Origin of the sequence: Paenibacillus sp. 79R4 (assembly GCF_013393165.1) — a bacterium.
GTDB lineage: Bacteria > Bacillota > Bacilli > Paenibacillales > Paenibacillaceae > Fontibacillus.
Window position 1 is genome coordinate 160,842 of record NZ_QJOT01000005.1, and the last position, 20,924, is coordinate 181,765.

At 49.0% G+C, this 20,924-nt stretch carries 17 protein-coding genes; 2 read left to right on the plus strand and 15 right to left on the minus strand.

From position 1 onward, the window contains the following. Positions 1 to 3 precede the first annotated feature (3 nt). The 8 genes from DMN77_RS08705 to cymR form a co-directional block, all read right to left on the minus strand. Positions 4 to 264, minus strand: coding sequence for an IreB family regulatory phosphoprotein (locus tag DMN77_RS08705; protein WP_068779831.1), 261 nt, complete (start codon positions 262 to 264; stop codon positions 4 to 6). 403 nt (positions 265 to 667) lie between these two features. Further along, positions 668 to 3,292: an alanine--tRNA ligase gene (gene alaS / locus DMN77_RS08710; RefSeq protein ID WP_179014463.1), complete on the minus strand. Its 2,625-nt coding sequence runs from the start codon at positions 3,290 to 3,292 to the stop codon at positions 668 to 670. Positions 3,293 to 4,082: 790 nt separating this feature from the next. Continuing rightward, the gene (locus DMN77_RS08715) at positions 4,083 to 5,150 is read right to left on the minus strand and encodes an AI-2E family transporter (RefSeq protein ID WP_179014465.1); all 1,068 of its coding nucleotides are present in this window, start codon (positions 5,148 to 5,150) and stop codon (positions 4,083 to 4,085) included. A 136-nt stretch (positions 5,151 to 5,286) separates the two neighbouring features. Then, positions 5,287 to 5,493 (minus strand): hypothetical protein, encoded by a 207-nt coding sequence (locus DMN77_RS08720; RefSeq protein ID WP_082790016.1) that lies wholly within the window; start codon positions 5,491 to 5,493, stop codon positions 5,287 to 5,289. 24 nt (positions 5,494 to 5,517) lie between these two features. Next, positions 5,518 to 6,033: a PRC-barrel domain-containing protein gene (locus DMN77_RS08725; protein WP_068779826.1), complete on the minus strand. Its 516-nt coding sequence runs from the start codon at positions 6,031 to 6,033 to the stop codon at positions 5,518 to 5,520. An 87-nt stretch (positions 6,034 to 6,120) separates the two neighbouring features. Continuing rightward, positions 6,121 to 7,275 (minus strand): cysteine desulfurase family protein, encoded by a 1,155-nt coding sequence (locus DMN77_RS08730; RefSeq protein WP_179014665.1) that lies wholly within the window; start codon positions 7,273 to 7,275, stop codon positions 6,121 to 6,123. 340 nt (positions 7,276 to 7,615) lie between these two features. Further along, positions 7,616 to 7,744 (minus strand): hypothetical protein, encoded by a 129-nt coding sequence (locus tag DMN77_RS23835; protein ID WP_256872305.1) that lies wholly within the window; start codon positions 7,742 to 7,744, stop codon positions 7,616 to 7,618. 95 nt (positions 7,745 to 7,839) lie between these two features. After that, entirely contained in the window at positions 7,840 to 8,259 is a 420-nt protein-coding gene (gene cymR / locus DMN77_RS08735) for a cysteine metabolism transcriptional regulator CymR (RefSeq protein ID WP_068779825.1), read from the minus strand. A gap of 260 nt (positions 8,260 to 8,519) precedes the next feature. Between cymR and mnmA the strand changes: the two genes are divergently transcribed. Continuing rightward, positions 8,520 to 9,641, plus strand: a complete 1,122-nt coding sequence (gene mnmA / locus DMN77_RS08740; protein ID WP_179014466.1) for a tRNA 2-thiouridine(34) synthase MnmA — start codon at positions 8,520 to 8,522, stop codon at positions 9,639 to 9,641. Between the two features lie 338 nt (positions 9,642 to 9,979). Here the strand turns inward: mnmA and DMN77_RS08745 are convergent, their stop codons facing one another. Next, the gene (locus DMN77_RS08745) at positions 9,980 to 11,287 is read right to left on the minus strand and encodes a replication-associated recombination protein A (protein WP_179014468.1); all 1,308 of its coding nucleotides are present in this window, start codon (positions 11,285 to 11,287) and stop codon (positions 9,980 to 9,982) included. Positions 11,288 to 11,708: 421 nt separating this feature from the next. Between DMN77_RS08745 and DMN77_RS08750 the strand changes: the two genes are divergently transcribed. Then, on the plus strand, positions 11,709 to 12,008 hold the full coding sequence (locus tag DMN77_RS08750; RefSeq protein ID WP_068779822.1) for a CD3324 family protein: 300 nt from the start codon (positions 11,709 to 11,711) through the stop codon (positions 12,006 to 12,008). 111 nt (positions 12,009 to 12,119) lie between these two features. On the opposite strand, the gene DMN77_RS08755 is transcribed toward DMN77_RS08750, so the two are convergent. From DMN77_RS08755 to dtd, 6 genes are all read right to left on the minus strand, one after another. Beyond that, positions 12,120 to 14,249, minus strand: coding sequence for a HelD family protein (locus DMN77_RS08755; RefSeq protein ID WP_179014471.1), 2,130 nt, complete (start codon positions 14,247 to 14,249; stop codon positions 12,120 to 12,122). A 141-nt stretch (positions 14,250 to 14,390) separates the two neighbouring features. Continuing rightward, positions 14,391 to 15,146, minus strand: coding sequence for a tRNA threonylcarbamoyladenosine dehydratase (locus DMN77_RS08760; RefSeq protein WP_068779820.1), 756 nt, complete (start codon positions 15,144 to 15,146; stop codon positions 14,391 to 14,393). 501 nt (positions 15,147 to 15,647) lie between these two features. Next, entirely contained in the window at positions 15,648 to 17,426 is a 1,779-nt protein-coding gene (aspS, locus tag DMN77_RS08765) for an aspartate--tRNA ligase (RefSeq protein ID WP_179014473.1), read from the minus strand. 102 nt (positions 17,427 to 17,528) lie between these two features. Beyond that, positions 17,529 to 18,776, minus strand: coding sequence for a histidine--tRNA ligase (gene hisS / locus DMN77_RS08770; protein WP_179014475.1), 1,248 nt, complete (start codon positions 18,774 to 18,776; stop codon positions 17,529 to 17,531). 841 nt (positions 18,777 to 19,617) lie between these two features. Continuing rightward, positions 19,618 to 20,088, minus strand: a complete 471-nt coding sequence (locus DMN77_RS08775; protein ID WP_179014476.1) for a hypothetical protein — start codon at positions 20,086 to 20,088, stop codon at positions 19,618 to 19,620. Positions 20,089 to 20,471: 383 nt separating this feature from the next. Further along, positions 20,472 to 20,918, minus strand: coding sequence for a D-aminoacyl-tRNA deacylase (dtd, locus tag DMN77_RS08780; protein ID WP_179014478.1), 447 nt, complete (start codon positions 20,916 to 20,918; stop codon positions 20,472 to 20,474). Between the last annotated feature and the right edge of the window lie 6 nt (positions 20,919 to 20,924).

A 20,924-nucleotide genomic window follows, 5' to 3' on the forward strand; every position in this document is an offset into this window, starting at 1 on the left:
CTCCTAACGATGACCAGCCAAATAATATCTCACCAGTTCCTCAATCAGCTCGTCGCGTTCCTTCTTGCGAACCAAGCTTCTTGCGTTATTGTGCCGTGGTATATATGCCGGGTCACCCGACAGCAAATACCCGACAATCTGGTTAATCGGATTATAGTCCTTCTCCTGAAGCGCATCATACACCGCAAGAAGAATATTTTCTGCCGACGCTTGCTGCTCATCCCCTGTTACATTGAACTTGACGGTTTTATCCATGGAGTCCATGACGACACCTCGCTTCCTCAGACATCCACCATCTGCTTAAATCGTCTTGATCTAATCTTACTATATCATATCACGGGCTCCATAAGGAAACATTCACTGAATAAAAGCTCCCAGGATCTCAGGACTTTAAAAGGTTGTTCAAAAAGTCCGCTTTTGATAAGAAAACCGATCGAAGTCATTCAAAGACGAGCGACTGCGATTCAAAGGCAGGTTTTCTTGCGATATGGAATTTCATCAGCCTATCTGATCACGAATCAATCCTATATCTAATCCAAAAGTAATACAGAGGGCCTATTTGACATCCGATTTTGAATTTAGCCGGGCCTAAGCAAATACTTGCGAAGTTATGTCCCTGGCTTCAAATCCACTCTCTCAGATGCTGAAACCTTTTTGAACTCGTTCTTTATGCCTGGGAAGCAATCCATTCTTCTGCTACCTTCAGAGCTTCCTCCAGTTTGGAAGCATCCTTGCCGCCGGCTTGGGCCATGTCCGGGCGTCCGCCACCGCCACCGCCGCATACCGCAGCGACTTCCTTGACCAATTTGCCAGCATGCAACCCGCGCTTCACTTCCGACTGCGGAACTACGACAACAAAATTCACTTTATCTTGTGCAGCTGCTCCAAGAACCAGAACAGCATCAGGCAGCTTGACCTTCAGCTCATCCGCCAAGGTGCGCAGCGCATCCATGCTGACTGCATCGACGCGAGCGGCCAGCAGCTTCGTCTCGCCAATGGTCACAACCTGGCTGGTTAGCGATCCGGCTTCGATCGAGCTCAGCTTGCCTTGCAACGATTCGTTCTCACGCTCCAGCTCCTTCAATTGATGCTGCAGTGCCTCAACCCGCTTCGGAACGTCGGCGATGTTCGCCTTGAGCAATCCCCCAGACTGCTTCAGAAGATCAAGCTGCTCTTCCATGAACTGGTAAGCTCCGCGACCGGTTACTGCCTCGATCCGTCTTACGCCCGAGCCGATGCCACTCTCGCTGATCAGCTTGAACAGTCCAATCTCCGCCGTATTGTTCACATGACATCCTCCACACAACTCGAGGCTGTAGTCCCCTGCTTTAACGACACGGACGACATCGCCATATTTCTCGCCGAACAGGGCCATGGCTCCTAAAGCCCTCGCTTCGTCAATAGGCATTTGCCGGATGACGATATCGAGTGCGTTCCAGATCTGCTCATTCACACGGCGTTCTATTACGGCAAGCTCCTCAGCAGAGATGCTGCCCAGGTGAGAGAAGTCGAAGCGCAGACGCTGCGGCTCCACCAAAGACCCTGCTTGATTAACATGCTCGCCAAGCGTTTCTTTTAACGCTTTGTGCAGCAAATGCGTAGCCGTGTGGTTCTTCACGATGTCGCGGCGCATTTCGCCATTTACTTCCGCCTTCACGTCTGTACCGGTACGCAGTTCGCCGGACAGTACGGTCACTTGATGCACATGCTGACCACGCGGCGCCTTGAACAATCCGGTAACCTCAGCACTTGAGGAAGCATCGGAGATGATCCCCTGGTCGCTGACTTGTCCGCCGCTCTCCGCATAGAATGGCGTCTTCTCCAGAATGATTTGGCCTGTCTGCCCTGCGGACAGCACATCAACAAATACATCCTCGAATACGATCGCCACAATTTTAGTAGTAACATTAAGCTCATTATATCCAACGAACTCCGATTTAGTCGTCAAATCCGAGAGAACTCCGCCCTGAATCTTCATGCTGGCTCCATCATGACGAGCCGAACGCGCACGCTCACGCTGTTCCTCCATCGCCGCTTCGAAGCCCTCACGGTCTACATTCAGACCATGTTCAAGCGCAAAGTCTTCCGTCAAATCCAGCGGGAATCCATAAGTATCATAGAGCTTAAAGGCATTCGCTCCGCTAATCACTGTATGACCTGCTGCCTTGGCCTCTGCGCTCATCTCCGCCAGAATAGCCAAGCCTTCGGTCAGTGTCTCATGGAAGCGTTCCTCTTCGTTATGGACGACCTTCTCAATAAATTCACGTTTCTCAACCACATCCGAGTAGTAGCTGCCCATTACTTCACCAACCGTTTCTACCAGCGTGTACATGAACGGCTTGTCCAGGCCAAGCATCTTCCCATAACGAACTGCCCGGCGCAGCAAACGGCGAATGACATACCCGCGGCCTTCATTAGAAGGAAGCACGCCATCGGATACAGCAAACGCAACTGTACGGATATGGTCAGCAATAACTTTAAACGCTACATCCAGGTCTTCCTTTTCCCCATACTTCACATTAGCCAGTTTGGCTGTCTTCTGAATCAGCGGCTGGAACAGATCTGTATCGAAGTTGGAGTTCACATCCTGCAGAATGGAGGCGAAGCGCTCCAGGCCTGCCCCGGTATCGATATTCTTGTTAGGGAGCGGTGTGTAGCTGCCGTCCTTATTGTGATTGAATTGCGAGAATACCAGGTTCCATACTTCGAGATAACGCTCGTTCTCTCCCCCCGGATACATCTCCGGATCAGAAGCATCGCCATACGCTTCGCCGCGATCATAGAAAATTTCGGTACATGGCCCGCATGGACCCTCGCCAATATCCCAGAAGTTGTCCTCCAGCTTGATGATCCGTTCAGCCGGCAGGCCAACCTTTTCATTCCACAGCTTGAAGGCTTCTTCATCTTCAGGATATACAGTTACAGACAGGCGCTCCGGATCGAAGCCAATCCACTCTTTGCCGGTCAGAAATTCCCAAGCCCAAGTGATTGCTTCTTCCTTAAAATAATCACCAATGGAGAAGTTGCCCAGCATTTCGAAGAAAGTATGGTGTCGGCGCGTCTTGCCGACATTTTCAATATCATTGGTACGGATACATTTCTGCGAATTCGTCAGGCGCGGATTCTCCGGCTTCACCCGGCCATCAAAATAAGGCTTGAGCGGTGCCATACCAGCATTGATCCACAGCAGGGACGGATCGTTATGCGGTACGAGCGAAGCGCTTGGTTCGATTTTATGCCCCTTGCTGGCAAAGAACTCCAGCCATTTGGAGCGAATTTCACTTGCTTTCATTGAATACTCCCCCTAATTATTAACGTTTGGTTAAGCCAGTTTGCTACATCGAATTGTAAACATTTGTGAAAATTTGTGACAATCTGAAAAACAAAAAAACGCCCTCTGAAATTCAGGGACGATTTAATCGCGGTACCACCCTGGTTATCGCTGTAATAATGCCGGCTGAAGTATCCTCTGGAACCCTTATCCAAAGTCATCTTCCGTATTCCGGATCTAGCGATCGCCTTGATCAGTCCGATAACGGGGACCTGCCGGTGATTTTGAACTCACACTCAGAAATCAGCTTTCCATCCGCCCGTATTTCGGGTTCTCTCAGCCATCATACCTTGCTGTGTCTATAAAGACCATCGGATATGAAGAAACCCTTCTCTGCAAAAATCCGTTTGCGAATGTACTTCATTTCATCATCGCTTTGCTGCTATAATTGGGGGTTTCCCCGAAATAGCTTCAAGACATATTTTTCGAACATAACATTTTTAGTATATAGGGCAACATGCACAGTGTCAATGCACCCCTTCTGAGCGTTGTCGATGGCTTGCCGATCGGTATGCTTCGGCTTCTGAACTGCAATGGCAGCTACTGTACTAACATTTACAGCGATAGCAACATTATCCGTCACATCGAAATCTGCAACAAACGAGTCCAATAAAGTACCGTTAAACCTTTCACTATGTAATCATATTTAACCGTGAAATGAGAAATACCCCCCAGGGTTATCACAAGCCACGGAGGGTTAAGTACCAATAATGCGTATTCCGGAAGTGAAGTGATTATATTACAGATCGCTCTATATCGTCTTCCGACGCACATAGTAAGTATAGAAATGCTGCAGAATCACCTTGCCCACTGCAAACATAGGCACCGCAACGATCAGCCCGGGAACACCCGCGATCTCGCCGCCGACAAGCAGAGCAAAAATGATCAACATCGGGTGCAAATGTAATGTTCGGCCCACCACCTGCGGCGAGATAATATTGCTCTCGATGGTCTGGCATAACATATTAACGAGCAGGACGAACAGCGCCATTTTCCAGGAAATCGTTAATGCCATTAGCAGGGCTGGAGCAGCCCCCAGAAAAGGGCCCAGATATGGAATAATGTTGCATACAGCAACAACACCTGCCAGCAATAGAGCGAAGGGCATGCCGATAATCATATATCCAATATAAGCCAGCACACCGATAATGACGCAGACAAGCAGCTGCCCGCGAATATAGTTCCCCAGTGCTTCATCAATCTCCTTTAGCAACAAGACGATCGATTTGCGATGGGTTCGGGGAAGGTACTGCAGGATCATACGCTCGAACGTATCAAAGTCTTTGAGGATATAGAAGATGAGGAAAGGGATAATGAACACGTTGAAGACAATATTCAAGGTCGTACCGATATTGTTAAGAAAATCAGAGATTGCCGTGGCCATTCGTTGTTCGACCTGAAAGAACCAGTTGTTCATTCCCATGCGAATGCTTCCGGGAAGAATACTGTTATCAAAGCGGTTCATAAATTGCTGCGTATGCATGGTTAGCTGCGGCAAATGTTCGCCCAATTCCTCAAGCTGCTCTACGAACATGGGGATGACATTCATCAGAATAACCGATAGGCTCGTTAGAAACACCGCGTAAATAAGCAGCACTGCCATCGTTCTTGGGACCTTCCGTCCGCCAAGCATTTTAACAATCGGATTAAGTACATAGGAGATAATCATGGCGATCACAAATGGGGCAAAGATCGCTTTCAGAAATTCGTAAATAACAGCAAACATCGGGCGGAGCTGCCAAACAAAATATAAAATAATGAGCCCCAGCAGCAGCCAGACTCCATAACGGAACAGCTTGCTCTTCAGGAACGGCTCCATTGTCTCTCATTCCTCCCTGCATATGGACCAGCTATGGAAAGTATATGCGAAGGCCTGGAAAAATAACCGCGCCATGCAAAAAGCCCTCCTCCCGAAATGGGAGAAGAGCTTGTTACAATCAGACTGTTGCTCTCAATTAAGAGAGATGGATTTGCGGGAAATCCTGCATGGATTCATCACCAAAGAACAAGTCATCCAAGGAGCTGAGGGTCCCATCTTCTTCTACTTGATAGACCGACATCTTATCTCCGTTCACAGTCAATTCAATAAAGCAGCCCCAGCAATAATATTGGTGCGAACCGATCTTGCCAATATCTTTGGAACTGCAATTTGGACATTTCATCATACACATCACCTATCCTATACGTTAACTGAATTCATCGTTCTCCAGCAGTTTTTGCTCACTGTTTGCAGGGACCATAATAGCATGCTCCCCCTTCGTCATTTCCGAAATATAAGGAAGCTTCTTGCGACCCTCGATCAGATCGGACAAGAAGCCGTCACTGATTTCAATACCTGTAATTGTATTACCCATTTCTTGGTCAAAATAAACATCGCTAACATAACCGATCATCGAACCGTCCGCGGTAAGAATGGGCAGTTCCTTAATTCTGCCGCTACCTGATAAGAAGGTAAGCTGTATATTCTCGGCATTCCATACTTGGATAGCCTGTTGATTGCGAATCATCACGGCATCTTCGCCGTATGCGACGATATCATTCCAAGGGACCGCCCTAAGGCGCGGAGAGAAGAGCATTTTCCCCTCTAATTGAATCCCCGAGATGGTCCAATCCTGATCAAGCAGGATATCCGAGACCTTCCCGACCCTTTTACCGTTCTCTATATCAAATACAGCAAGTCCTATTAATTGCTGCAGCCTCACAGTATGCGGTCCTCCTAAAGCAGGGCACCCCTGAACGTCCCGCAATAAAAAACATAATCCTCCTCCCTCAGAATGGATAGAAAACGACTAATATTTTCTACTACGTATACGATCGAGAATGGTTGCAATTTTTTTTGCAGTAATTTTAATTTCTTCTATAGTATTACCCAACCCGAAGCTAAATCGAACCGCGGATTGTAAAAGAATTGGCGGAAGATGCATCGCTTCAAGCACATGCGAAGGCTCTAATGACCCTGAAGTACAGGCCGAGCCGCTGGAAATTGCAATTCCCTCCATGTCCAGATTCATAAGCATCGTCTCTGTACCGCATTCCGGGAAGCTGATATTTAGGATGTGAGCCAGATGGTGCTCAGGATGGCCATTAATATGATAATGGCTGCTGCCAACCAGCGCTTCAAGCTCTGCCAGCAGCACTCGGCGCAGCTCTTCATCACGGCTTGTCCGTTCGCGGATTTCCAGCTTGGCCAATTCGGCCGCTTTGGCGAAGCCAGCGATTCCGGCCATATTTTCAGTGCCTGCCCGGCGCGTCCGCTCTTGCAGCCCGCCATATTGCAGGGGCTCCAGCTTGATATTTTTGCCTACGTATAATGCACCTACGCCTTGCGGGCCGTTAATTTTATGTGAAGAGAAGCTCATTAGATCGACGGGTAATTCGCTTAGATGAATCGGCAAGGCCCCTAGCGCTTGCACCGCATCAACATGAAAAACGATATCATGCTCAGCCGTAATCCGTCCGATCTCTGCAATTGGCTGAATCGTTCCAACTTCATTGTTGGCATACATGACCGAGACGAGAATCGTATCGGGACGGATCGCTTCGGTTACCTGCTCCGGATGAATTCTACCATATCGATCGACTGGCAAATAAGTAACTTCATACCCATCTTTTTCCAACCTCTGGCATGTATGCAGCACCGCATGGTGTTCAGTCATTGTCGTGATGATATGCTTGCCCCGTCCCGCACGGGCAGCAGCAATTCCGAACAAAGCCAGATTATCGCTCTCCGTTCCCCCCGCGGTGAACACTAATTCATCGGGTCGGCAGCCTACCACCGCGGACACCTGATCCCGTGCTGAGCTGATCAGTCTCTTAGCTGCACGTCCGAAGGAATGAATGCTGGAAGCATTCCCGTATTGCTCTGTCATCACCTTCATCATCACTTCAGCTACTTCAGGGCGGATGGGGGTAGACGCCGCATGGTCCAAATATATATTGTTCATTTTCATGAATATCACCTTATCCCTATAGATCTATATCTGTCCGTATAATATTAACTGCAAAATGCAGGCTTTTCAGCCTATCTCCTTTAGATTAAGCCGAAATCCGTGAAAAATCTGCATTTTTGCAGGAATCTCCGGTTTAAAACATCTATTTTCAGAAAAACTGTATTTCTGCAAAATTTGTCATCTGTCCAGGCCCACGGCTCGGACAATTACCCATATTTGATTAGATTCAACAGTCCCCTGTTGTCCAGCTATAAGACGCAGTACGCCGCACAAAAGTTTTTGTACGAACAAGCCAATTCTATGCATCGTATAGGTTTCAAACGGCTCTAACCGATCATGTTTCCTTCGTGCTGCTCCATTGCGCTCCAAACGGCCCCAGCCGCTCAACCATGCGATTCTTGGCAAGGATACTATAGCACCGTTGCCACAGCTCAGCAATGCCGTTTCCTGCAATTTGATGCAAAAATGACTCCCTTCCAGGAGTCATTTTTGCGAGTTTATATCCGGATTTTCCCACTTATGGAAGGTAAGTAGCACTAAATTCATCTGCAAATCCAATTAGATGTAAAACATGTAGTTTTCTTTAGTGCTTTGCTCTTCGAATGTAATTAAATCCTCCAGGGTCGTAGAATCCAACACTTCAGCGATACTGTCGCGGATTCTAAGCCACAGATCACGTTTGGCCGGATCATCCTCCTCCGTGAAATCCACCGGTGAGATCGGTCCTTCAAGTACGCGGATAATATCCCCGGCTGTTATCTCGGAGGCGTCGCGGGACAGAATGTAGCCGCCATACGCGCCGCGGACGCTCTTAACGAGTCCAGCATTACGAAGCGGGGCAATCAATTGTTCCAGATAATGCTCCGATAATTGATTTTTCTCAGCGATACTTTTCAGGGAAGTTGGTCCCTCGCCGAATTTTGCCGCCAGCTCCATCATGATCGTTAAGCCATAGCGTCCCTTTGTAGAAATCTTCAAAGAAGCCACCTCTTTCAATTTTCAAATAATCTTTATATAATGGAACCTTGATCAAGAAGAGAATAGTATAACTCTCTATTCCTATCACTTACCTCTGCTTATCGTATCATATCCTTTATAGCTTTGGGAAATAAATCTCACATCAAAATCGTACATTTTATTGGGCGACGCTAGCTGAAGACAAACTGATCGTATACATCGCCGGGGTATATGTTACAATAAAGAACAGGCCAATATCGGTCCTAAAGGAGTGAAAAAATATGTCTAAACCAAATAGCGAGACTCGCATCGTAGTGGGTATGTCCGGCGGCGTAGATTCCTCCGTAACCGCACTGCTGTTGAAGCAACAAGGCTATGATGTGATCGGAATTTTCATGAAAAACTGGGATGATACCGATGAATTCGGAGTCTGTACGGCAGAGCAGGATGCTGAGGATGTGCGGCGTGTCTGCGAACAGATCGATATCCCTTACTATACAGTGAATTTTGAAAAAGAATACTTCGATAAAGTCTTTGCCTATTTTCTCGAAGAATATAAGCGCGGCCGTACCCCAAATCCGGATGTCATGTGCAATCGCGAGATCAAGTTTGGGGAGTTCCTTCAAAAAGCGCTCGATCTTGGCGCCGATTATGTCGCTACCGGACACTATGCCCGCGTGATCAATGACGCTGATGGATACAAGCTGCTTCGGGGAATCGACAGCAACAAGGATCAAACTTACTTCCTGAATGCCCTGAGCCAGGAGCAATTGTCCAAGGCCATGTTCCCAATCGGTCATTTGCCGAAGCCCGAGGTACGACGGATTGCTGAAGAAGCCGGATTATATACCGCGAAGAAAAAAGACAGCACCGGCGTCTGCTTCATCGGCGAGCGTAATTTCCGTGAGTTCCTGAGTCAATATTTGCCGGCTAAATCCGGCGAAATGATTGACATCGTAACGGGTGAGGTCAAAGGCCGCCACGACGGCCTGATGTATTACACGCTCGGTCAACGACAAGGACTTGGCATCGGCGGATCGGGTAATGGGGAGCCCTGGTTTGTCGCCGAGAAGGATCTGGAGCACAACATCCTGTATGTTGTACAAGGCGACAAGCATCCAAGCCTCTACTCCACTGAGCTGACAGCATCCGGTATCAACTGGATTGCCGGTCAGGACAAGCTGCCGCAAGAGCCGTTTCAATGCACCGCCAAGTTCCGTTACCGTCAACCGGATCAAGGCGTAACGATGATCCCGAACGCGGACGGCACAGTGCGCGTCGTCTTCGACCAGCCGCAGAAGGCCATTACCCCAGGACAAGCGGTCGTCTTCTATGACGGCGAAGTTTGCCTCGGCGGCGGCACCATTGAAGCCCCAAAGAAGGTCGCTATTGCCAATTCTTGAGCCTCAACAAATAAAAGGCAGATTCACTCTTTATCGTGGATCTGCCTTTATTTATTTCTAACGAAACGGGATAACGTTATTTCGGCCGAAATGGGCTGCGCAAAGTTGTAACGAAACTGGGTATCGCTATTGCAGCAAAATAGTGGCTTAAAGTCTCGAATTCCCCCGAATAACGATCTGAAGTTTCGTTAAATTTTATTTGCCGCTGTTTTTAGGGAAATAGCGTTATGAAGTTTCGTTAGAAAAACGCAGAAACGCCGCTTCTGCCAGCTTCTTCAAAAACGATACATCGCTGTACTAAGAAAAGGCGATCCATCACGTGATAGAAATCTGCTACTCTACTGCCTGCGCCGCAGCTCCTGGTTATGCCGAATCTTCGCTTCATTGCCTTGCTCCGTCGCTTCATAGAATACCCTCTTGGATATACTGTCCGGCAAGTACTGCTGCTTCACATAATGGCCCGGAAAGTTATGCGGATATTTATATCCTTCATGTCCTAGCTTAACGGCACCTTTGTAATGAGTATCCCGCAGGTGAAGCGGCACCTCCGCCGACCTTACCTCTTCAATCGCCGTCATCGCCTTGTCGATGGCTAACGTCACCCCATTGGATTTCGGGCTCTCCACCGCGAAAAGAATCGCCTGAACGACGTTCAGCTTAGCCTCGGGCCAGCCGTTGTTCCTATAGGCTTGCAGAGCGCTGACCGCCTGCACCATCGCCTGCGGATTAGCCAGGCCGATATCCTCGCTGCTGGCCGCGATCAAGCGGCGGATGAAGGTCATCGGGTCCATGCCCAACTTCTCGACCGCATACAGGAACCAGAACACCGCCGCATCGCTGGAGCCGCGAATACTCTTGTGGAATGCCGATAAAACATCGTATTGTGTGGACTCGTCTGCTTTGACTAACGGACGGCGGATCGATTCCTCTGCGACCTCCAGCGTCACATGAACCGTGCCATCTTCTAGAGGAGGTGTCGTCAGCACTGCCAGCTCGAGAGCGTTCAAGGCCCGACGGATGTCGCCGTTCGCCATCGTGGCGATATGCTGCAATGCATCCTCATCGACCTTGAGCTTCATGAAGCCAAGCCCTTTCTCCTTATCCTCAAGCGCCCGGCGCATTGCCAAGAGCGAATGCTCCTTATTTAGCGGTTCTAGCTGGAATAGCGTCGAACGGCTCATCAAAGCGCCATTTACATAATGGAACGGATTTTCCGTCGTAGCGCCGATGAAAATAATCGTCCCTTTCTCCACCGCTGGCAGAAGTGCATCCTGACGTGAACTGTTAAAGCGATGTACCTCATCCAGGAACAGGATCGTCTTTGTACCGTAAAAGGCTTTATCATTCTGTGCTTTCTCAATCACTTCACGCACATCCTTGACGGAAGCGTCCACCGCATTTAACCGCACGAATTCCGCCTGAGTATGGTTCGAGATAATATGAGCAAGCGTCGTCTTGCCGCAGCCTGGCGGGCCATATAGCAAAATCGATGATACCTGGTCCGCTTCGATCGCCCGCCGCAGCAGCTTGCCGGGCCCAATAATATGCTCTTGTCCGATATATTCATCCAGGGAAGCAGGGCGCATCCGATCCGCAAGCAAGCGGCCTGACGGCTTCTGCTCCTGGCTGTAAGAGAATAAATCCATACCGTTCACTTCCTTGATCTTGTTCCAAATTTAAGGCTCTATAAGTTAATTAAACACTAAACTGACAGAGCTCACACTCCCTCTATTTTAGCACACCAAAAGTAAAAAACATTTATAATCGTTCTTTCGCTTCCAACTGCTGACATTATATGAGTTAATATAGATGTCGGGCCGACGAATCACGTGAAAGGGGGCTGATCGAAGTGATTTCAGTGATTGAGGTGGTTTCCGCGTAACGCGGAAGCTCTAACAGCGAGGGTGGCTTTACAGCCATCCTCTTATTTCCGTTTGAACCAGACTATGCTAATATAAAGGTTATGTACGACAATACTAAATTGCCGAAAGGGGGATTAACGAGCCATGTTGACTTTACTTGACTTGCATACTAAATACGAATTACTGAGCAAGGAGGAACATGACCGTGAATTACAAAAATGGGAAGGATGTGCTTCCCCCTAGGCTGCTGAAGGAGCTCCAATATTATATTCAAGGAGAGCTGCTCTACATCCCCAAACCGGAACGCGCAAAAGCGCATTGGGGAGAACTCAGCGGAACCCGCAAGCAAATTGCCAAGCGGAATGAAGAAATATATTATCATTACCGTACCGGGCGCTCTGTCAAGGATTTGGCTGAAGACTACTACCTGTCCGACGAGAGCATCCGTAAAATATTGTGTAAAATGCGCGCTTCCCTCAAAGAAGTCGCTTCGGTTACAGAATGAAGAACATGAAGAAATGGAAACTAAAAAGACCGTCCGAATATTTACATTATTTCGGACGGTCTTTAATTATACCTTTGGATGAAGAAGAGAATGAGGAAGTATATCTGAATCTTAGTATACCTCTGTCACCACGTACTCAGGAATTTGATCCCCATACAGCAGCCACAGCTCATGCAGAGCCCTTGTGCATCCGACATACAGCAGCTTTGCGTCCTGCGCCCCATAATGCTGCGCATCCACATCCGTAACAATCACGGCATCAAATTCGAGCCCTTTGGACAAATATACCGGAAGAACCGAAATTCCCCCCGCATATTGCGTCTTGTCACCATCGATCAAATTGGCGGCCAATCCCACGGAAGCAAGCGTCTCATACATCCGTTTGGCCTCATCCAACGTTCTTGTCAGAATCGCCGTTGTGCGATATTCGCCATTTAACACCTTGGTTAATGCCTGCTTGATTAGCCCCAGCTTACCCTCTTCCGACGAGGCATGCTCCAGCCGAACGGGATCGCCACTGCGGAATACAGGAACAGCCAGCAAGTCGGTACCCACTCCACGCTTCAATATCTCATTGGCATACTCGATAATTTCCATTGTCGAGCGATAACTTCGGGTCAGAGCGTAATACGCCGTCTCTTCTTGAGCGAACAGCTCCTGCATCTCTTGCCAATCATCAATTCCTTTGTAGTAATGAATGCCCTGCGACAAATCCCCCAATATTGTAAAAGAATGCCCCTTCACAAACCGGTCCAGCACCGCCACCTGAAAAGGACTAAAATCCTGCGCTTCATCGATGACGATATGGTCAAAGGTCAACGAGCTGTCCAATTCATTAACTCCAGCAAAAAGGTACAGCAGTGCCGCTAAATCGTCTTCCTGCACAGTTCCATTCTTCAAGCTGTCCTTCGTCTCTTTCCAGACTGCCGCCGGAATTTGAGCTTGTAAATCCTCGACCGTAAAATCAGCATTTTTCTTCACCTGGAACAGATTCCGGTACAATTGGAACGCATCCAGCTCAGGCCATTTCTTCGCATAAGCCTTCTCGCGCTGCTGCGCCTTCTTCTTCCGATCCTTCAACGCTGCGGCCGAAGGTGACTTCTTCAGCTCCATTTCAACCCAGCGATGAATCCGGGCCAATACCCTCTCCTTGCGCCGAGCCACCGGATAGTATTTATACTCGCCTTCGAACCACCCCATAATTTCCGCTCGGGACAGCCGGTTGCCGTCCCAAGGCTCAAAATCGACCTGTGGCACACACTCGGCCTCGATCCTCAGCAGATAATTATCCAATAAATGTTTGAACTCCATCGATCCTTTATACCTGCCCGGGTAAACTTGCTCCGCCCGCATTTCTTGCCTCCGCGCTTGATCATCGAACCAGCGCATCAGCCCTGCAGAACCATCTTCAGGTGCTGTCGCAAGTCCGATCACTTTAGCGGCCCAATCCGTAAAGGTACGCTGCTGAATATCGCCAACGCCCAGCTCAGGCAGCACTTCGGAGATATAATCGATAAACATCAGGTTTGGGGCAAATATAACCATTCGCTCCGCCCTTATCTGTTCCTTATACTGATACAGCAAATAAGCCAGCCTATGCAGGGCAACCGTCGTCTTCCCGCTCCCCGCGACCCCTTGAATGATCAGCGCGGTATTTTTCAAGGCACGAATAATCTGATCCTGCTCCGCCTGAATCGTTGAGACGATATCGCGCAATCGATTATCCTTATTCTCACCAAGTCGATAGACGAGAAACTCGTCAGATACCCCCGGAGTGTCGGCATTCTCATTGAAGGTATCTACGACCCGCTCCAGCTTCCTCTGACGGATTACGATATTCCGTTTCAGCGAGACTTTACCTTCGATCACCCCTTCCGGGGCCTCGTATGAGGCGGACTCTCCACCGGTAAAAGAATAAAATAAGCTGGCGACTGGAGCCCGCCAATCAATGACCATCGGCTGTTTGCCCACTGCATCACTCACGCCAGCTTTCCCGATATAGAGCGGCATAAACTCCCTGCCCGTCTCCTCAAAATCCAAGCGTCCAAAATAAGGCTCCTGTGCGGATTGCATCAGCTTCTGGCGCTGTCCTTCTCTGCTTGCCTCAAGCGCCTGCTCCGTGAAATCATCTCCCACATAAACCGGGATGCTCCGCAGCTGCTGCAGCTGTTCATCAATACTCGCCAGGGCACGTTCAAGCTTCCGTTCCTCTTCTTGATAGGCACTTTGAAAATCACTCACTTTCAGTTACCTCCTAAGATAAATTTTGTCAAAAGGAATTCAATTATATCATTGCGTTCCACAAAAAGCGAACAAGAACTTTGCAGCATTACAAAAATAGACGCCAGGGGCTTTGTATTACCACCATAGCGTCTGCTCTTATTATTTATTGGCTTGTTCTTTATCCAAAAGATCCCGTACCGCTACACTAACCATAATCAGACCGACGACCGGCGGAACGAAGGAATTGCTTGCCGGTGGCTGCTTCGCTTTGCGAATCTCTGGTGCATTGGCAGGCACGATTTTCTTCGTTACATCAGCGCGCGGTTTAACCGGCTGCTCCGTAGAGAAGACAACCTTCACCCCCTTCTTGATGCCCAGCTCGCGCAGCTTCGTACGCACCACTCTGGCCAGAGGGTCCATATGAGTCTTGGAAATGTCCGCGACCTGGAATTTCGTGGGATCCATTCGATTCGCCGCTCCCATGCTGGACAACATCGGGATGCCTCTCTTGCGGCATTCAAGGATAAGATGAATTTTATAAATAATTGTATCCGAAGCATCAAGCACATAATCGATATCGTATTTGAACAATTCCTCATAGGTTTCTTCCGTATAGAACATGTTCAAGGCGATCGTCTCACATTCGGGATTGATCAATTTGACCCGCTCACACATCAGATCCGCTTTTTTCTGGCCGATCGTAGTCGTCAGCGCATGAATTTGCCGATTCAAATTGGTTATATCTACAACGTCCTTGTCAATTAGAATAATACGGCCTACTCCGGTCCGGGCCAGAGCCTCCACCGCCATCGAGCCTACACCGCCGATCCCCAGTACCGCTACAGTACTATTCTTCAGAACTTCCAACCCTTCTGCTCCGATGGCCAGCTCTGTCCGTGAAAATTGATGAAGCATGATTCATATACCTCCCATTAGCTCTGACGATAAATTCAATTTCCTGTATGCAAATGAATAGAGGTTGTTTAAAAAGCCCCCTTGGATCACGAAGTAACACTGAGAGCTTATTCGACATCGAATCTTGAATTCAGCCGGGCCTTCCGGTATTCACGTACAAACTACGTACGCTCCACTCCTCACGCCCTAGCTTCATCCACCTTCTCGGTGCTGAAAATCTGACTTTTTAAACACGCACTAATAGTAATAATATATACAGAAGATTGTCCCGTTTGTCATCATATCACCCCGACGCCTCTCTACTCAAGCTTCTTCGCCCGTTTTACACAAATTACATTTAAACAATAGGCTTAGTTGGTGTTTTGGGTTGTTAATAGTACCTAACAGGATCATCGTGGAAAATAAAAAAGGACCTCACCCCGTAAAAGTGGAGTAAGGTCCTGGTGAATATTTCGCTATAAGCAAGCCGTTTGTTCGGAGAGATTGCCCGAGGCTGCTATATTATTTTGCAGCTACAGGAGGCTTTGTTGCCACCTTAATATGGAGCTGCTCCAGCTGAGGCGCATCGACCTCGGACGGTGAATTCATGAGCAGGTCGGTTGCGCTCGCTGTCTTAGGGAATGCAATCGTCTCGCGCAGGTTGGAGCGTCCAGACAACAGCATGACCAAGCGGTCGAAACCAAAAGCGATACCGCCATGTGGTGGAGTCCCATACTCAAACGCATCCATCAGATATCCGAATTTGTCCTTTGCTTCTTCCGGCGACAAGCCGATGGCGTTGAACATCTTCTCCTGAACCTCGCGCTTATAGATCCGCATCGAACCGCCGCCCACTTCATAACCGTTTAATACGAGGTCATAGGCTTGAGCCAGGATTTTGCCCGGGTCTGTATCGAACAGCTCCAGATCCTCCTCGCGCGGACGGGTGAACGGATGGTGCTCAGCTACATAACGCTTTTGTTCCTCATCCCAGCCCAGCAGCGGGAAGTCAACAACCCAAGCAAATTTATAGACATTGTCATCGATCATGCCGAGATCGCGTCCAATCTTCAGACGGAGTGCGCCAAGCACATCGGCGACAACCTTCTTGTTATCTGCGGAGAAGAGCAGCAAGTCGCCTTCTTCAGCACCGGTACGCTCCTTCAGAATCTCAATTTCCTGCTCGCTCAGGAACTTCACGATCGGTCCGCGGAATGTTCCTTCCTTCACCTGTACCCAAGCCAGACCTTTGGCTCCATAACGAGCCGCATAGGGTCCAAGATCATCGATATCCTTACGGCTCCAGGTTCCGCAGCCCTTCGCGTTAAGGATTTTAACCTCCCCGCCCTTCTCAATCACAGAGGAGAATACCTTCACACCGCTAGTTGCGACGATATCGCTAACGTCAACGAGCTCCAGACCAAAGCGGAGATCCGGCTTGTCAGAGCCGTATTTGCCAATAGCATCGGCATAGGTAAGACGCTGGAATGGAGTCTCAATATCGATCCCCTTCGTTTCTTTGAACAGACGTACAACCAGCTTCTCCATCATTTCCAGCAGCTCATCACGTGACAGGAATGAAGTCTCAATATCCACCTGAGTAAATTCCGGTTGACGGTCAGCACGCAGATCTTCGTCACGGAAGCAGCGGGCGATTTGATAATAGCGTTCAACACCGCTTACCATAAGAAGCTGCTTGTACAGCTGCGGAGATTGCGGCAAAGCGAAAAACTCCCCAGGGTGCACACGGCTAGGCACCAGATAATCGCGCGCGCCTTCCGGAGAGCTCTTCGTCAAGATCGGAGTTTCCACTTCGATGAAACCTTCCCCATCGAGGAAATCGCGGAATACTTTTGCTGCCTTGGAGCGGAGCAATAACGTCTTCTGCATTTCCGGACGGCGCAGATCCAAATAACGATATTTCAAGCGCAGCGATTCATCCACTTCTACTCCATCTTCGATGAAGAATGGAGGTGTCTTCGCAGCATTCAACACTTCAATTTCAGTAATATGGACTTCAATGTCGCCGGTGGGCATATTCGGGTTGATCGTCTCGGCGTCGCGCTTTACTACTTTACCGCTGACAGCAAGGACATATTCACTGCGCACTCGGTCAGCAATCTTCAACGCCTCGCCAGAATAAGCAGGGTTGAATACGATTTGCACCAGGCCGCTGCGGTCACGCAGATCGATGAACAGCACGCCACCCAAGTCGCGACGGGTCTGAACCCAGCCGTTCAGCGTCACTGTTTCTCCAATGTTCGCGGCGCTAAGCGTTCCGCATTGATGAGTTCGTTTCATGTTATAAATATCTCCTTTGCATTTTTTAGAGGTTGTTCAAAAAACACATTTGAACACGCACTTTTATGAGAAAAAGCTTACTTGAAGCTCTTGATCATTTCATTACTTCTTCAATTCATTGGCCAGATCGTCCAGTTTCACAGTACGCTGCTCTCCGGTCTCCATTGCTTTCAGCATAATCTCACCGCGCTCCAGCTCGTCATCACCGAGTATCGCTGTGAACTTGGCCTGCATCCGATCCGCCGACTTCATCTGAGCCTTAATCTTGCGTCCCAGATAGTCACGGTCCACCGAGAAGCCTGCCTGACGCAGCTTGGCTGTTTGGATGGTAACTTCTCTGTCAGCCGCTTCGCCCAGTGACACAAGATAAATATCAAGCGGTTTGATCCCGCTGATCCCAATCTCCTGCTTCTCCAGAATCAAAGCGATGCGCTCCAGCCCGATCGCCATGCCGATTCCCGGCTGATCCGGTCCGCCCACTTCGCTGACAAGTCCGTTATAACGCCCGCCGCCGCCAATCGTATCGATCGCACCGATCCCTTGGGCTTTATATTCAAATGCGGTATGCGTGTAGTAATCAAGCCCGCGTACAAGACGAGGATTAATCACATACTCAACCTCCATTGCGGTGAGCAGCTCTTGTACCTTGGCAAAATGCGCCGTGCACTCTTCATCCAGACTATCCAAAATCGAAGGGGCATTCACAAATTTATCCTGATCTATTTTACAATCAAGCACGCGCAGCGGATTGCGCTCCATACGGGACTGGCAATCCTTGCACAGCGTATCCTTCATTGGGGTAAGGAAATCAAGCAGGGTCTGGCGATAAGCAGCCCGACTCTCCGCATTTCCTACCGAGTTGATCTCCACCTTAACATCCTGAAGGCCGAGCTCACAGCAGAACTGATAACCAAGCGCCACTACTTCTGCATCAATCGCCGGAGCTGTCGCTCCGAACGCTTCAATCCCGAATTGGTGGAACTGTCTTTGTCGTCCAGCTTGCGGGCGCTCATAGCGGAACATCGGCCCGATATAGTACAGCTTGCTTACATCCGGCTCACCGTACAGCTTGTTCTCCACATAGGCGCGTACAACCCCGGCAGTGCCCTCCGGACGCAATGTCATGCTGCGATCCCCTTTGTCCATAAAGGTGTACATTTCCTTTTCAACAACGTCTGTCGTCTCACCAACGCCGCGTTCAAAGAGGGAGGTTTGTTCAAAGATCGGGGTACGAACCTCTCTGTAGTTATAACGCCGACATAAGTCGCGCGCTTTCTCTTCGATGAACTGCCATTTTTCCACCGTGCCCGGCAACAAATCCTGTGTACCTGTCGGTTTCTGAAAAGCCATATTATCGATCCTCCATCGTTTATGAATTGCTCGAAAATAAAAAAACTCCCGCCCCTGTCATCAATAACAGGGACGAGAGATTATATTTTCATATCACCCGTGGTACCACCCACATTCCGAATACATTGCACGAGGTTTCGCTCCGTACACAGCATTTATATGCAATATACAAACTCGCCAGCATTCGCTTCATACGGTTAACGCCCGTTAACGCTGCACGTCTACTAAGCATGCAACGGAATACCATTGCAAATGCCTTTCGTCGCCAGTTCTCGGGGAAGTCCTTCCTTCAATCATCAACCGGAATCCTTTCAGCCAGCTGATTCAATGGCTACAAGCGGTGATACCGCCATACAGCCTATTGAACAGTCAGGGATTCTTCTCTGTGGAGGTGGGGTTGAAGTACTCGTCCCGTCATCAAATCGCTATAGGATTCAAAAAGTCCGTTTTGGATCACGAAGTGGCTCAGGAAGTATCTCAGCATCGAAGCATGCATTCACCCGGGCCCTTCGGTGCTCACGTACAAACCGCGTACGTTCAGCTCCAACCCCTGGCTTCATCCATCTGAAAGCCTTCCGGAGAAAAGCCCATTGGAAGCCTGGTTTCGGCTACTGTGAGCCAAACTTTTTGAACTCTCATCAAAACAAGGAACAAACTAATATATATTTTTTGATTTTAAGTAACTAATGCGACAAAGTCAAGTCCCCTATACAAGAAAAAAACCTGCTACCAACGGGGTACAGGTTCAAAAGGTATATATTAAAAAGGGGGTCATGTCTTTATTATAAACAGGCTATGTTAAAGGACTGTGAAGCCAATGTTACAGTTAGATTACAAAATATCACAAATTGGCCGATTCAATATAGGCCCCCATAGACCGTAATTTAAGGACTGCCTGCTCATATTGAGCATCACTTACTTTGGCGCTGAGCGTATACTCGAAGCGGTCCGTAGCATCGGCTGCCGCGTCATCCCTTGCGTCATTCCTGGCATGATCCCCTGCAGCATCTCTGACCGAATCTCCATGATCCGCATCCGTGCTATTGCTTCCATCCAGATCGTCGCGCACATCGCCGCCCCCCATCTCAATGACAGGGAATAATCCTTGCGCCGACATCGTCCCGGGTCCGGTACCCACTGTAAAACCGTTGTTGCTCATCGGGTAGAAGGCAGGAGCAACCCAATTGCTGCTAGCGACCGAGTCGGTCAATCGCCCGACCTCCACATCATCGGCCTGGAAGGCCATCAAGCTTGCTCTGGCGCCTTCAGCCTCATCCTCATTACGAAAATAAGCTTGTATATGTTTGGACATCCTTGCTCACTCCCTTATAGAGATTGCTTCGAAATATAACGGACAGTACAACGACAATGGCTCAACGACGCGGCAGATATTCATTAGATGGCCTGAAATCCCGCAAGGATTCGAACTCTTCCTTCTGTCCGGACTTCGCCAGCTTTCCAGCCTCATGGCAACTCCCTACCGGGTGGTGTGAGAGGCTCTGCCATATTTTTGATTTTAAGGATTGGCGCATAACAAACAAGCTCCTCACTTGAACATCTTCTATGCGGCAAATGCTTGTCCAGCAAGTCGCCATGATGGGTCTCATCTCAGCAACTTTATTGAACCCTCTACATAGAAGGGTATCCAGTGAAGGAGCCCTTTATCCGTAATATACAGCGATGGTTAACTAACGATCAGGCGGTAGGGCTGTTCAGCACAATGGTAACAGGTCCCCAGTTCGTCAGAGCGACGTCCATATTGGCGCCAAATTGGCCAGTCTCCACCACAAGACCTTTCTCGCGCAGCATCTCATTAAAGCGGTTATAGAGAGGCTCAGCCTGCTCTGGTCTGGCAGCAGCGATGAAGCTTGGGCGCTTGCCCTTGCGACAATCCCCATAAAGCGTGAACTGCGATACCGACAAGATGGCTCCCCCGATATCCGTCACGCTAAGATTCATCTTGCCTTCCTCGTCTTCAAAAATCCGCAATCCGGCAATTTTCTCGGCCAGATAAGCGGCTTCTTTTTCCGTATCCTCATGGGTAATTCCGACAAGCAGCGTCAGACCTTGCCCGATGGAGCCAACGGTCTCACCCTGTACCGTAACCTTAGCTTCTTTACACCGTTGTAAGACGACTTTCATTTCTGC